Source organism: Cerasicoccus maritimus (assembly GCA_031296935.1).
In the GTDB taxonomy this organism is placed as follows: domain Bacteria; phylum Verrucomicrobiota; class Verrucomicrobiia; order Opitutales; family Cerasicoccaceae; genus Cerasicoccus; species Cerasicoccus maritimus.
Genome location: JAVDPD010000012.1, coordinates 28,113 through 41,660 on the forward strand (window position 1 = coordinate 28,113; position 13,548 = coordinate 41,660).

Annotated in this window: 9 protein-coding genes; 4 read left to right on the top strand and 5 right to left on the bottom strand. The window is 53.8% G+C overall.

The genetic code is table 11. From position 1 onward, the window contains the following. Positions 1–4: 4 nt before the first annotated feature. Positions 5–778 (bottom strand): enoyl-CoA hydratase-related protein, encoded by a 774-nt coding sequence (locus RBB62_RS09210; RefSeq protein ID WP_309398464.1) that lies wholly within the window; start codon positions 776–778, stop codon positions 5–7. 289 nt (positions 779–1,067) lie between these two features. Here RBB62_RS09210 and RBB62_RS09215 point away from each other — a divergent pair, with 289 nt between their 5' ends. Both RBB62_RS09215 and RBB62_RS09220 read left to right on the top strand, forming a co-directional pair. Beyond that, positions 1,068–4,421 carry a hypothetical protein gene (locus RBB62_RS09215; protein WP_309398465.1) on the top strand — a complete coding sequence of 1,118 codons (3,354 nt, stop codon included), beginning with the start codon at positions 1,068–1,070 and terminating at the stop codon, positions 4,419–4,421. 625 nt (positions 4,422–5,046) lie between these two features. Further along, positions 5,047–5,772 carry an HU family DNA-binding protein gene (locus tag RBB62_RS09220; RefSeq protein ID WP_309398466.1) on the top strand — a complete coding sequence of 242 codons (726 nt, stop codon included), beginning with the start codon at positions 5,047–5,049 and terminating at the stop codon, positions 5,770–5,772. 529 nt (positions 5,773–6,301) lie between these two features. On the opposite strand, the gene RBB62_RS09225 is transcribed toward RBB62_RS09220, so the two are convergent. The 4 genes from RBB62_RS09225 to RBB62_RS09240 are packed head-to-tail and all read right to left on the bottom strand — an operon-like array spanning position 6,302 to position 11,138. Further along, a complete protein-coding gene (locus tag RBB62_RS09225; RefSeq protein ID WP_309398467.1) occupies positions 6,302–6,775 on the bottom strand; it encodes a hypothetical protein in 474 nt (157 codons plus the stop codon). A gap of 6 nt (positions 6,776–6,781) precedes the next feature. Beyond that, complete coding sequence (locus tag RBB62_RS09230) at positions 6,782–7,936, bottom strand: response regulator (protein WP_309398468.1); 1,155 nt, start codon at positions 7,934–7,936, stop codon at positions 6,782–6,784. After that, a complete protein-coding gene (locus RBB62_RS09235) occupies positions 7,933–10,176 on the bottom strand; it encodes a sensor histidine kinase (RefSeq protein WP_309398469.1) in 2,244 nt (747 codons plus the stop codon). Before RBB62_RS09235 ends, RBB62_RS09230 begins: the two co-directional genes overlap by 4 nt. After that, positions 10,176–11,138: a DNA cytosine methyltransferase gene (locus RBB62_RS09240; protein ID WP_309398471.1), complete on the bottom strand. Its 963-nt coding sequence runs from the start codon at positions 11,136–11,138 to the stop codon at positions 10,176–10,178. The genes RBB62_RS09235 and RBB62_RS09240 overlap by 1 nt, the downstream gene beginning before the upstream one ends. A gap of 338 nt (positions 11,139–11,476) precedes the next feature. Between RBB62_RS09240 and RBB62_RS09245 the strand changes: the two genes are divergently transcribed. Both RBB62_RS09245 and RBB62_RS09250 read left to right on the top strand, forming a co-directional pair. Beyond that, complete coding sequence (locus RBB62_RS09245; RefSeq protein WP_309398472.1) at positions 11,477–11,899, top strand: hypothetical protein; 423 nt, start codon at positions 11,477–11,479, stop codon at positions 11,897–11,899. Positions 11,900–11,984: 85 nt separating this feature from the next. Beyond that, entirely contained in the window at positions 11,985–13,295 is a 1,311-nt protein-coding gene (locus RBB62_RS09250; RefSeq protein WP_309398474.1) for a TolC family protein, read from the top strand. Positions 13,296–13,548: the final 253 nt, after the last annotated feature.

The window sequence follows — 13,548 nt, forward strand, 5'->3', positions numbered from 1 at the left end:
AGGCTTAGGGGTTTTTGTGATGGATTTTGTCAATCAGCTTTTGGACGTCTTCGCGGAACCAATCACTGGCAAAAATTTCTTCGCGACTCTTCTCGATCGCGTCGACGGTGGCCGACTTTAGCGTGACCTCGCGGCACAGCGTGTTGACCTGATACTTCGTGTTCGCGATGCCCTCCTTGACCGAGCCAATGATGGACTCGCACACTTCCTGAATCTTCTGGTCCAGCGCCTCCGGCGTTTCCAACACCGTGTTGAAAATGCCCGCGTTGTAGGCATCTTCAGCCGTCGCCGGAGTGCAGCGGAAGAAAAGCGCCTTGAGCTTGTGCACGCCCATGACTGCCATCCAGTTTTGGTAATCCTTGATATCAAACGGCACGCCCATGCGGTTCGCGGTGATGACCAGTTGCGCGTCGCGTGTGGCGTAAACCATGTCGCAAACCATCAGCATGTGCAGCGCGCCGGCAAAGACTTTGCCACTCACTTTGGCCACGACGGGCAGCGGCGTGCTTTGGATGGCATCGAACATCTCAAACATCGGGTCGCTGGAGAAATCACTCGCGCTCTTGAGGTCGTTCAGGTCGTGCCCCGCCGAAAAAATGCCGTTCGACAAGTTCGCAGTGATGACAATGACCCGCACGCCCTGGGCGTCCGCATTGTTAATTAAACCGGTAACGGTTTCCGACATTTCGGCATCGAAAGCATTACGCTTCTCGAGATTGTTCAGGGTAATCGTCAGGACATTACCCTCTACTGAGCTTAGTATCTTGGGTTCTGGCATTAGTGAGGTTGTAGAGTATGAATGAAGAAATAACCCTAATTTCAGTCATTCGCAAACATCTTTAACAAGAATGCGTATTTTTCCTAATAAGCCCAACAACTTCAGCAAATCCGCCGAGCATGACCCAAGCCTGAACTGAAAGTTTTGAGGTGCAATACGTTGACCGCGGAACGATACGCAAACTGCAGGTTTCGACAGCGATCAAAAAATTCCATAGAAGGCCAGAAAGACCCCTTGCACTTCCATCTGCCCTCCCATAACATGTATGGCACGCTTTGAGATTCCCCTTATGTCCTCACTAACTCGCACCCTCGGAACTTACCTCGTCACCACGCTTGCAGCAGTCGCGGCAGCCCCCTTGCTCGCAGAGCGCATAGCGTTTCCCACGCCCGATCAATGGGCCGCACGCGGAGACGACATATGGCAGCTCGCGACGAATGGTCAACTTACGCAGCTGACCGACGCCGACGGCGCACAGCATCCGGTAAAGGTCATTGGCTTTGCGGACTTGGTTGTCGATACAACGCCCGCGAACATGGAGATCGACGCTCAATATTACAATGACTTCGTCGACGCTTCAGGTGAGACCATCCAGGGAGACCTCAAAATGCGAACCATGAAGGACCCGATCAATGATTTCGGAGCAGCCCTGACCGGTGGCGAATTCCTCAACCTTCCCGCGCCTTTCGATCACGATGCCAATGGGGCTCCTCTCGGACTCAAGGTGGCGACCGAAACCAGCGCACCAAATCGACTGACGTTCTTCAATCGCACCGGCGTGCGATTCAGCAACACGCCTCCGGGCCGCCTGATGTTTCTCTATGAGATGTCCACCCCTGCCACCGAAGGCGCGCGCTGGTATGCCCGCGAGTTCACGGCGCCGGTTGCCGGCTGCCCCTGGCGTCCGACCAAGGAGGTTCTCAAACAACCCGAGGTCCACTTGCGCAAGTTGTTGGTCGTACAGCTTGAACCGTGGGATAACCCCGCCGGTAAAATTCCGGCCAAGCTCCAACGCGGCGATGTGAAGATCGACTTCGATGCACACGCCGCTGGCCTCGACTGGCCAGGCACGATGGACTGGATCGCGGCCAACGTGAACGACACGCTGATCCCTGCTGGCGGCACTTACGTGATTCAGTTACCCGGGCAATACCTGACCGACCCGGACATCCTAGGCATCCAGGCCAGCCAGTGGACCAAATGGGGCAGGGCCGTGCACGAGCTGACCGAAGGGCGCAAAGTATGGCTGGTCGGGCACCCCGATACCCGCATCGCTTCGTGGCGCAGCTCAGGCGACAACCTTGGCCTGCTGTTTTGCAAACTCACGCGTGAAACGGAGTTCCCCGTCGAAGGCAAAGGAGCGGACAAGGCCTACGAATACATGGTTGAACTTAGCGGCAACAACATCGACTTCCGCAACAACTGGATCGAGTGCCCCGACGGTGCCGCACAGTTCGGCATCTCGATGCGCACGTTAGAGAATAGCACCGTGCTGGACAACATCATCTCTGGCGTCGGTGCGGGCTTTTCCACCGGTGGCCCCAGCAAGCTGACCAATGTCATCATCGCACGCAATTGGCAGGAGCGCGGCTACGACGCCGTGCAAATGTATGGCAGTTGGGTGGATATCATCGTGGCCTACAATCACTTTGCCGGCGCGAGTGGTTTCCCCAACCGCAGCGACACGAGCGGACACCTCGGTGCCAACCTGCACACCGACGAATTCCAGAGCCAGTCGAACCTCACCGACCGCGACCCGCAGTCCATCATCGTCTTCTCGAACTTCTCTCAATTCGGCCGTCACAACTGGCCCGCCGCATGGCACGAAATCGGTGGCGCCACGCAGAACTTCATCATCGATGGCGACTCCTACGAGGACAGCTACATCTACTGGAACATCTTCCAAAACCTCATGCCCGCTGGCCATCGCGGCCTCAAGACGATCGGGCCGGACAAGGACTTTGCCCTGAGCGATCCCAAGGCGCGCGACGATAACTACATCACCAATCTCGGCGTCTTCGGCAACGCATTCCTCGAGCGCTGGGATCACAACAACAACGCACACTACGGCTACCTCGTGGAGGGCAGCGGCATCGGCGGCAGCCTGCATTTTCCGTTCTACGAAATGATCAACTCGGAGAACGCCTACGTGCGCACGCACCTCGACCGCCAGCCCGCCGTCTTTAAGCAACAGATCGACGCGCGCCCCGACGCCGCGGCCCGCGAAGGCTGGCGCGCCAACGCCACGACCATCACGGACGTTTACGAAAATCCCATCACCTTTACCGGCGCATGGGACCAAAGCTACGAAGCCGATTTCTCAAAGACTGCCCACGCGGGCGACAAGCTGCTCGAAGGCTTTGTCGAGCCACTCGATTATGCGCCCATGCCACACTGGGAAAAGTCGCCCGGCGGCGCAGATCGCCTGACGCCCAAAAGCGAACTGGCAAAGATCGCGCCCATGCCCACCGACCTCGCGACGTTCCTCGGCGACCCGTCGCGCAAGGGCAGCTTCTTTGACGAGTTAAAAGCAACGCCGGTTCAGGCTGCGCCGCAAACTCTCGACACCCCCTGGCGCGAAGGTTCACCCGACGACGGCTTCCTGCTCCACATCAAGTTTGGCTCCGTCGGCACGCCTGGCACGCTGCGCGAGATCATCAGCGAGAGCGACGGCAGCAAGCGCTATGAAGTCGTCCTGACCGAACGCGATACCGCGCGCTACCGCCTCTACAACGGCGAGGAAATCCTTAGCGAAATTGAAACAGAAGACACCTTCCAGGACGGCGACCACCTCTCAATGCAGATCCTCACGCCCTACTTCCAAGTCTGCGCAGAGGTCGGCTATCCCACCATGCTCCTCACCCGCAAATACCGCGAGGAAGGCTTGCGCAAGATTCGCTACATCACCGCAGACCAGGCGCCTGACACCAGTGATCTCACGGACGCCAACACGCTTTACGTGTGGATGAACCCGAGCAACGGCTACCGCATCAGCGAGCTGATCAACGGCCAGTGGGTCATCTGCCAAACCGGTATGGACTCGGTGCACGCCAATGCGTTCCGCTCGTTCTCGAGTCAGCGCAATGATAGCTTCCACCGCAATTTACAAAGCAACATCCCGGGCACGCCCGAGAACTTCTGGCGCGACATGTATCCGCAGGACGACCAGTGGCACACGCTCTACATCGACGGTCCCGGCGAAGACTCATCCGAGGTTTGGCAGGAAGCCGACCTACGCTTCATCTACTCGCCCAACAACGGGCCCGGCAACATCATGATAAACCTCGGCGGCAAACAAGCCGGCGCCAACCGAACGTTCAACGGCATGGCTATGGCGAGTGGTCGCCCACGCGGATTCCTCCGCCACAACGTTGACCACCAAGCCAAACAGTGGGACTGGAAATGGACACCCGATGTCGATCTGCCCCGTGGCGAGGTCAAGCTGTTCGACTCCTTCGACGGCAGCTACGAAAGCTTCCGCGTGATCCGAGGTGGCCAAGGCGAATACGGTGCCCCGCCCAACCCGCCTGCCTACCGATCTTTGGAAACGATGGCCGCTGCGATGTCATTCATCCGCGAGCCACTCGACGCCGAAGGCCGCGCCCCCGGCTGGGGCAAGCCGGACATTTACCTGCATCAATAATAGACAACCTTTCACGCCATGAAACTCAGTCTATTCTGACTGGCGGGCTTGTTGCTGGCTGCCTCAACTACGCTCCCGGCGAAACGGTATCCTCCTCGCCTCCAAAGCTTCCTGCTCTTGGCGCTCTTCCTATTATATAAGCTGCATCGCTGGCTTTGCTCTCTTCGCTATCTTCTGTTCAAAACCCTCCCCTCCAAGCCCTAAGCGTATCGCACCTCCGCGCTCTCGGCGTTCTCTGCGGTTAATCCCAACGTCTCGCTGGCCCCACGCTTCCCCAACCGTCCCAATCCCCGCTTTCCCAAAACTTTTTTCAAAAAAGTTTTTTCCACCACCCCACTTTCCCGCCTCCGCAGCCCCGCTTCGCTGCTAGTCAGAGCCACTCACTATTAGTCAGTGGCTTTCACTACGAGCGAGCAGCTCTCACTGGCACCAAAATGTAGACATAATATCGCAAAAGTGCCCCACCGAGCCAACTGAGCCAACCGAGCCTGTGTAGCCAGCCGAGCCATTGACCGTTCCCACGCCTTTTGATAATATGAGCACGTCACTCGGGCGAAGGCGCCCGCCCTTGGGACACCAACTCAAACAAACAACTAAACATAAAAACAAGAAACAGAGTAAGAAAATGCAAACAAACACCCTCAAATACACCCTCCACCAAAACCCGCTCAACGGCGATGCCTACATGGCCACGATGACGCCCTCTCGCGCCGTGGAGATCGAAGAGATCATCAAGCAGATGAAGCTCCTCGGCTCCACCGTGACCGAGGCCGACATCCGCGCCGTCGTCACCGAGCTGCTGCGCGTCGTCGAGCATCAACTGCTCGCTGGTCGCAGCGTCAACCTCGGCGGCATCGTTCGCCTGTGGTTCGGCATTCGCGGCAAGTTCGTTGACGAGCACGACGCCTACGATGCCGACCGACACGAGCTCTACCTCCACGCCGTGGCCGGGCAGCCGTTCCGCAAACGTATCCAGGGCTCCGTCGTCCCGGAAAAGATCGAGACGGTCGACCGCGCCCCGCGCCTCTACCGCCTCATCGACAAGGGGTCCGGCCAGGACAGCGCCACGCTCACGCCCGGCCGCAACGCCATCATCAAAGGCAAGCGCCTGAAGTTTAATGAGGACCAGCCGGACGAAGGCGTGTTCTTCATCCACCAGCCCAGCAACGTCGAAACCCGCGCGGATGAAATCACCCGCAACGATCCGCAGGAGCTCACGTTCCTCATCCCGCCCGAGCTCGAAGCCGGCGCCGACTACAAGGTCGTCATCCGCACCCGCGCCCTCCGCACCAACGACATCCGCTCCGGCACACTCGACGCCATCCTCTCCACCGAGGCCCGCGCCGCCTAACCGCCCCCCCAACGCGCGCCGCCACCTGCCACCCCCAACCCGGCAGACCATGCCCGCCCCACAACGCCTCCGCCCTCACCGGCGGGGGCGTTTTTTTGTGCCCGCCGGACCAAGTAGAAGCGGCATCTTGCCGCTTCTACAAAGACTCCATCCCGCCGACCCACACCCCGAAAAAGCCTACGTAGGAAACTCGCAAAAGCCTACTCGGTTGTTTTCAAAAACCCTATACGGTTGTTTCCGAAAAGCCTACGTAGGAAACTCAAAAAGAACCGCTCGGTTCTTTCCCCAGTACAGCATCGGTTATCGACCAAGTACAGCCACTGTTGTTGCTCCAGTACAGCAGCGGTTCTTTTTGAGAACACTAGTGTGGGTTTTGCCCCTCCCCCAATCCTAACCCACCGGAGGGTGCCCAGTATCAAAGGCATCGATCTTCCACCTCTCGCTCCCCGCAACACCCCTTCCGCAAAACTACGGGGATAGGTCTCTTTACAGATAGAAAATGGACTTCACTACTAAAATCCAAAAGCTCTCAAGTAGAAAAAACTGCTACTGAAGCTTCTAAAGTCCGTCGGGAAACAGCCAGATACCATGCATTCATTCTCTTGTCCCATGAACGCGATTCCACGAACTGCGACCAACTGAATTGGTAGATAGCTTTGAGGCTCCAGTCTTTATCGAGTAAAACAATCAATATACACTCAAACAACTGCCTAGTTTCATCATCGCTGTCAGGATAAATCGTACCGGTCTTTGATCCCTCACAGACGGTCTTGATTGAAAAACGGTCACCATTTCTAGATAGAGCATCTACATTTTTCGTGCCAGGAGGAGCTAGCTGCAACTTTGGCAATCCCGAGGTTTTCTTAAAGTGCTCAATTGCAAGTTGCTCACCCACAGCACCTACATTGTCTGCTATACCACGTCGACGCATTTCAACTCTTAGAAGAGCACGAAGCGCGATCAATTCACTGTCAGGAATGCTAGAAAGAGGAGCTTTCAACATATGTGATTAGGTGGCCTGTTCACGCTCTAACGCTGAGCTCAACCTACTTAAAATCACCCGTTTATCGATATCAGGCGTTCCAAGACGCCCAAAATACCTAGAGAACCGAGCTAAGACAGCTTCCGCAAATGGACTATCTAAGGAGGAAACAACCTCAAGACTATCAATGACTGCAGGCGATACAGACTGCAATCGTTGAAAATCAACTATAAGATTGGGTAGAAAATAAGTTCCGGGAAGAAATTTATACCTCTCGGACTGCATATCTTGCCTATTGTCTCCGATTAAAGACTTTAGCGCACCTTCAGCACCATCGTTCTTCGCTCTCCAATTAACATACTCGGGCGCACTTTCCAGCGGGATACATTCTGCCACGATAACACCTTCAAGCCTACCTGCTTGCTCGAAATCGCATGATGGCGTTAGCACTAGCCAGTAAGTAGAATGGTCTGCTCCATTAATACTTCCCTTAAGAATATCTCCCGCCAGTCGCTTCTGGCTGATAGGCGGGCGAACATAGAGCTCCATAGGGTGAACATTATTGGGATCAGCTAGAGTTATCGAACGCCCTCCCATAGTTCGCGCCATTTTTCTGGCTTCGCGCTGAAGAGATAACGCCAACCTTCGAGCCAGCAAATACGCAAAATCAGCGTGCTCATCTGGAGTTTCGAATTCAGACCAATTTTTGCTAACAAAATCCCACATGTAGCCTCTCTGAATTTCTTCTACGCGCCTTGATAAGACAGGTAGCCGAGTCTCCATGACTGCCAATACTTCCTGCTTCAATTTGGCCACACCTTCCGTTTTCTCCACGACTCTTACAAAGGTAGTCTCCTCCGATCTGACTTTATGAGCCAATGCAGTATAGAATACTACGGGAGTAAACCTAGTCTTCTTCAATTCGTTAAAGACGTAGATTCCAGCGGGTTCTTCATCAACCTCCGGGTATTGATCAGCTTCATCCTTTAAATCGAGAATTATTACATCATACTTTCCAGTAGAAAGCTTATGGCGCGCATCCTCAAAAGAATCGTGGACATCTACTTTAACTGAATCTGGAGCCTCGATGCATGTCTCGAGAATCTGCTCAACTTGCGTAGATATCTCTTCGTCATCCTCTATGACTAGAAAATGCCACTCAATCCCCCTATCCCTGCTCATACTCGTTTCCTCAAGCTAATCAAAAAGTTCGCCCCTTTCAATGGGCCATGATCCAATAGTTCAAGTTTACCGGAATAGTAATCTGTGACAATTTCACCAACTATTGCCAAGCCCAATCCAACGCCCTCTGGTTTTGTCGAAAAATAAGGGTCAAAAATACGATCACGATTTGCAACAGGAACGCCAGGGCCACTGTCTGAGAAAGTAATGTCGACTTGATTTGGAGATATGCGGGCTATACCAATCTTAATCTCACGCTTATGCTCATTCGTTTGCTCAATCCAATACAAACTATTCTGCAATAAATTAATAAAGACCTCCTGGATTTCAGCCTGATCAACCCGCACTAGTGTCTGAGATCTGGGAATTGCGGTCTTTACGTTCAAACGTCTTAAATCGTCTTCAAAAACTGAGAAGGCATCCTTGATAATGTCTTCTAAATAGAGCTGAACAGGGCGTCCTCTACGACGACCACCGAATGGCTCCATTCGCTTGAAAGCGATTGATAATACATCTCCCTGTTTCTGAATTCTATTAAATCGCCCCTGCAGCCGAGGCACTAGCTCATCATTGTATTTTTCTTTATGATCGATATCCAATAAGCCAAGGGCAGTCTCATTGTTTATAGCAGCTATTGGCTGTCGACCCTCGTGAAGAACATGATCTATTAACTGGCCCAAAGTTGCCAAACGCTGATACCGAGCAAGAACCGTCTGAATTTCCTTTAACTGAGTATCTATCGCTCTTTCCGTTTGCTGAACTAGCTTTTCAACTTGTTTATCGCCTTTATAATTCTCTGAAATATAATTGGATAGTGGCTCCAAATCCACCTGCGAAAACAGACCACCAACTGGGCGACTTGACTTAGCAACAGATCGTGGTCGCGCACCGTAACGGAGCGCCTCCAAATTACTCAATGCATAATATAATACATCACGCAAATCTTCGAGTGCCTGATTCTCATCCAAACCTTCACGATTTGATTGGTCCCGAAGCCCTGGGTTTGCATCAGCGGATATCTGTATAACGCCATAAATCTGATTATTTGATAGCCTCATGGTAGGATTCTGCACACGCCGGAGATCCAATCGAAGCCAGTCGTCTCTAGGCTCCCCGTAAGGAAGTACCCGAAAACCATCACGATAAATATTCACACCCGCAACTGCATCTAGATCAGTTCGAATATCCGTTATGGTTGATTGAGTCTTCTGCACTACGTTTCCAAGCTCATCTCGGTCCCAAATTCGAAGCTCCAATTCAATTGGCCCACAAGACAGACCTCTACTATCCTCTAATCCCTCATCTGCACCAGAAGCAAGTTCACGAAGTTCATACCGCCCCCTTCGGTTTGGCACCCTAGCCAACACAGATTTAACAACATGGTCGGCACCTTCAGACAATACTCGATATTTTGCACTAAAAATACCATCTTCATTCACCGATCCTTTAATGATATAGTGCGGGTGGCGAAGAATTGCAGGCGGCTCAATAGGCGCGCTGAATTCAGAATACTCTTCAGTAGCATCTAGCTCTACATGAAAACCGGGATCTTTATTTTCTTTGGCCGCTCTAGCATGCTGCGGTGAAACTAGTCGCGCCAAACCGCGCCTCAACTCCTCAAAATGCTTAGCCTCCCATTTCTGCTTCAAACCCGACATACGCAAAATAGTTCCGTGTGTCCGGTCACGGGATGGCGGCAATTTCCTATCAGATCCCCATAAGCAATCAAAATCCCCTTCAGGCACAATATCAGTTGGATTTCGCTCATCCCATAACATGATAATTTCATCCAAATACTTGGAATCATCATCAAATTGGCCCCAATCGAACAAACCGTATACTTCAGTAGATGCGCCTTTGCGCCTAGTAATAACCTCTAGTTGCTCCGCCAAACGAGAGGAGGCAAATCGTCCAATGCCTTTCTCCCCAAGATAACGACGCTTATATCTATCTGACCTTCGACTACCACCCTTACCACGCTTTGACGGCGTCGATGGCTCCATCCAAACCGTCCTAACTGTCTCAAGGTCCATGCCATGCCCATTATCGATAACCTCGATGCTTCCTACCCCCTTTTCCAGAGGCCCATTAAATTTAACTAGTACCCGATCTGCATCTGCATCATATGAATTCTTAACCAATTCAATAATAGCCACAACCTCACTACTAATCAGTTCCTCTCCGAGAGTACGCAGCAATCGGGCGCGAGGCCTAAGAGTTGATCCGGTATCTTTAGTCATTACATAACACCTTTCGAGGTAAGAGTTTTAACTACATTCTTCATGACAGGTGGACAGACAGCATTGCCGATCATTTTTATCCGATCTCTACGCGTTCCCGATTCCAGTTTCATTTGCTTGGGCATTCCCATCGCTGCCTGTAATTCAGGCACCTGAAGCATACGCATTACGTGCCCATGTATCTTGTCAGGCTTAACGATGGCAAACCGATCAACTGTAGTTATAGTACGAAGAGGTCGCTCAAGCTTTTGCCACCCCCCACAACCATCAGTACCATAATACACTAATAAAAACGGCTTCTCCTTCCCAAGCTCTGCAATACCACGATCTGCTCTCTCCAAAGTCGCCTTGGCACGCCTCGGACTCCTTAGTGGTGACCAACGATATGAACCATTCAAATCAACCAAATCGACGACCTTCTTCTGCGCCATCTTTCTTGGTTTAATCACAGGCGGCCTGCCTACTTGATCAGCGAGCAGAAATAAGCGGCGCCTAGACTGTGGAACCGCAAAATGTGCTGAATTTAGCACTTGCTCATGCAAATTGTAGCCCAACCGTTCTAGCTCCTCCTTAAATTCGCCATATCGCGTCCATTTACGCATATTTACGACATTCTCAATGATTAGCCACCTAGGCTTAAAAGCTTTCGCAAATCGGACCACCTGAAAAGCGGTGCCTTTACTCTCTTCACACCTGGGCTTATTGCCTTTTGCAGGGCTGTGGTTAGTACATTCAGGAGATGCCAATATTAAGTCAATCTCTCCGAATTGCTTAACCAACGTTTTCAAATCCTGATCCTCTAGCCGTCCCTCGATGAAGGCTGATTCTGGAAAGTTAATTCTATGCGCTTCGCCTGCCAACGGCCACAAATCGAACGCAGCGACAATTTCCACACCAGCTTCCCTCGCTCCCCAACTACTACCGCCAGCGCCACAAAATAAATCAAGTGCTCTCACTTTCATAAAGGGGGGTTTAGAGTGGATAATCAAAGAAGGCCAGGCAGAAATCTAAGCCAAGACTGTGTCTATTGAAGGGAACAGAGAACAACATTAGCCTTACTTTCCATTAAAGATGACTAAGCGCAGCGCGTCATTGTTATCAAAAGATAACATTGGTCAATATGCATTACAACTACCATAGAGCAAGACTGCAAATCATCCAAATAGAGACATGGAAATTACCCCAGGACGAAATGAAAGCCACAGTCAAATGCTCTTCTGAGGCTCATAAATATGGGACCACCCCCAACCCGGAACTTTCCGCTTGATCCGCTGTCGTTCAATCACATCCTGAGGAGTTCGTGAAGCAGCGCCTAACAGCATGGATCTATTTCCTACTGGCCGCCGTCGTGTGTTTGTCGGCGGCGGATGGGTCGTTGCTGCTTTGCTTGCATACGAGCGGAGAGCTGCATGCGCCGACGGATGAGCATGAGGCCGTGATCGCTGAGCCGGTGTCCGTCTGCGAGAGCGAGCAGCCCTGCTGCGAAGTCCAACGCGATACAGATTGCGTGGACCTGCAGATCGACGGGCTCGACCTCGACTTTGCGGCGGACCACGCCAAGGCGCTCAAAGCCTTTACCGGCATGTCCCTGCCCGTTGAGCAGGCCGACCTTCTGCTGCCCAAGCCCTCGGCCTGCTTTGCCGAGCTGCAGCCCACGCGCGCGCCGCCCATTGTCGGACCGCACGTCCACGTATCCATCGCGCAGAGCGTGCTGCGCAACTAAAGAAATCTGATTGGTCACGCCTCGGCTTTGCGCTGGGGCATTCGGCGTCCGTGTGGACGCGTCACCCGTAACCGATCAGATTTTTATGTTTCGCATTTTCATTTTCCTAGCCGCTGCGTGTGCGGCCCAATTACACGCCCAAGAACCGCCCCCACTCACCGTCGACCGCGACAGCGCCGTCCAGCGCGCGCTCTATGGCAACCGCGGCCTGCTGGCGGCCCGCTACAGCATCCAACGGGCGTCGGCGCGCACCATCGACGCCGGCGCGTGGAGTAACCCGTCGCTCAACCTCTCCGGCGCCTCGGACTTCGCCTTCAGCAACGAAGGCGAATACACGTGGTCCGTTGGGCTGGAGCAGCGCTTCCCCGTAACCGACCGCTTGCGGCGGCTGCGCAACATTGCCTCGCTGGAAGTGCAGCTGGCCGAGCTCGAAATCCGCGACGCCGAGCGCCTGCTGGCCTACGAGGTCGAGCAGATCTTCGACCGCGTGGCGTTCATCGACACCGAACTCACGCTCTACCAGGAGCAAATCGACCTCAACCAGAAGTTCGCCGCCTTCCTGCAAAAGAAGATCGACCGCGCCGAGGCATCGACGCTCGACCGGGGCCAGATCAAGGTGTCCATGGCGGCACTGAAGCAGAAGGTCTTCCAGCTGGAGCGTCAGCGTTTCGGACAGCTCGTCCACCTGCGCGAACTGCTCGGACTGGAGCTCGACCAGGGCATCGAGATCCAGCCGGACGCGGCGGATGCCCAGCCCCACACGCTACCCGAGTTTCGCCAAGCCCAACTGGACGGCCACCCGGCGTATCAACTGCGTCAACAGCTGGCCGACATTGCCAACGAGCACACCGCCCTCGCTCAAGCCGAGCGCTGGCAGGACATTGCCGTCGAGGTTTTCTATGAAAACGGTCTGGCCAACAACGCCATCCAAGACCCACTGACGAACAACGTCTACGTGGGAGCCGAACGTGAGCAGTTCATCGGCATCGGCCTCTCAATTCCCTTGCCCCTGCACAGTCAAAACCGCGGCGAAGTAATCAGCCGTCGCGCCCGCGAACGCCAGCTTCAAGCCGAGGCCGGTGCGCTGGGCTTTCGTTTGCAAAACGAAGCGGCCGAGATGCGCGAAGAATACGCTGAAGTCGATGAGCAAATCGCCGACTACGACACGGCCGTCATGAACCAGGCGACCGACAACCTGCGCCAACTCGAAGACGCCTACGCCATTGGGCAAATCGATTTAACGACTGTTTTCCGCGCGCAGGAACGTCTCTTGGAGCTGCGTCTAGACCGCGCGCTGCTGGAGACCGAGCGGCAGGACTTGCTGACGCAGTGGCGCTACATCACCGCGAGCAATGTGACGGCAATGGCCGTAGAAGAGGAGGTGGGTGATGAGTAGGGCTAAGCAAAGACCAGCAGGGTTGGTAGCCTCTCACGGAGGCACGAAGGGCACCAAGAGGAATGCGAGGAAACTTTGCATTGCAAAGTCTAATCCAACTAGGGCGTCCTCGAAAACCGCCATAGGTGCAGGGTATCGCGGCATAAAGCCGCTCCCACAGTTAAGGAAGAAACTGTGGGAGGGGCTCCCACTGTTAAAGAAAAAGCCGTGGGAGGGGCTTTATGCCCCGATTATGATTCGTAACGCAGTGCGG

Bases quoted from the DNA above. Each gene is read 5' to 3' on its own strand.
- RBB62_RS09210 (WP_309398464.1), bottom strand. From the start codon at position 778: ATGCCAGAACCCAAGATACTAAGCTCAGTAGAGGGTAATGTCCTGACG.
- RBB62_RS09215 (WP_309398465.1), top strand. From the start codon at position 1,068: ATGTCCTCACTAACTCGCACCCTCGGAACTTACCTCGTCACCACGCTT.
- RBB62_RS09220 (WP_309398466.1), top strand. From the start codon at position 5,047: ATGCAAACAAACACCCTCAAATACACCCTCCACCAAAACCCGCTCAAC.
- RBB62_RS09225 (WP_309398467.1), bottom strand. From the start codon at position 6,775: ATGTTGAAAGCTCCTCTTTCTAGCATTCCTGACAGTGAATTGATCGCG.
- RBB62_RS09230 (WP_309398468.1), bottom strand. From the start codon at position 7,936: ATGAGCAGGGATAGGGGGATTGAGTGGCATTTTCTAGTCATAGAGGAT.
- RBB62_RS09235 (WP_309398469.1), bottom strand. From the start codon at position 10,176: ATGACTAAAGATACCGGATCAACTCTTAGGCCTCGCGCCCGATTGCTG.
- RBB62_RS09240 (WP_309398471.1), bottom strand. From the start codon at position 11,138: ATGAAAGTGAGAGCACTTGATTTATTTTGTGGCGCTGGCGGTAGTAGT.
- RBB62_RS09250 (WP_309398474.1), top strand. From the start codon at position 11,985: ATGTTTCGCATTTTCATTTTCCTAGCCGCTGCGTGTGCGGCCCAATTA.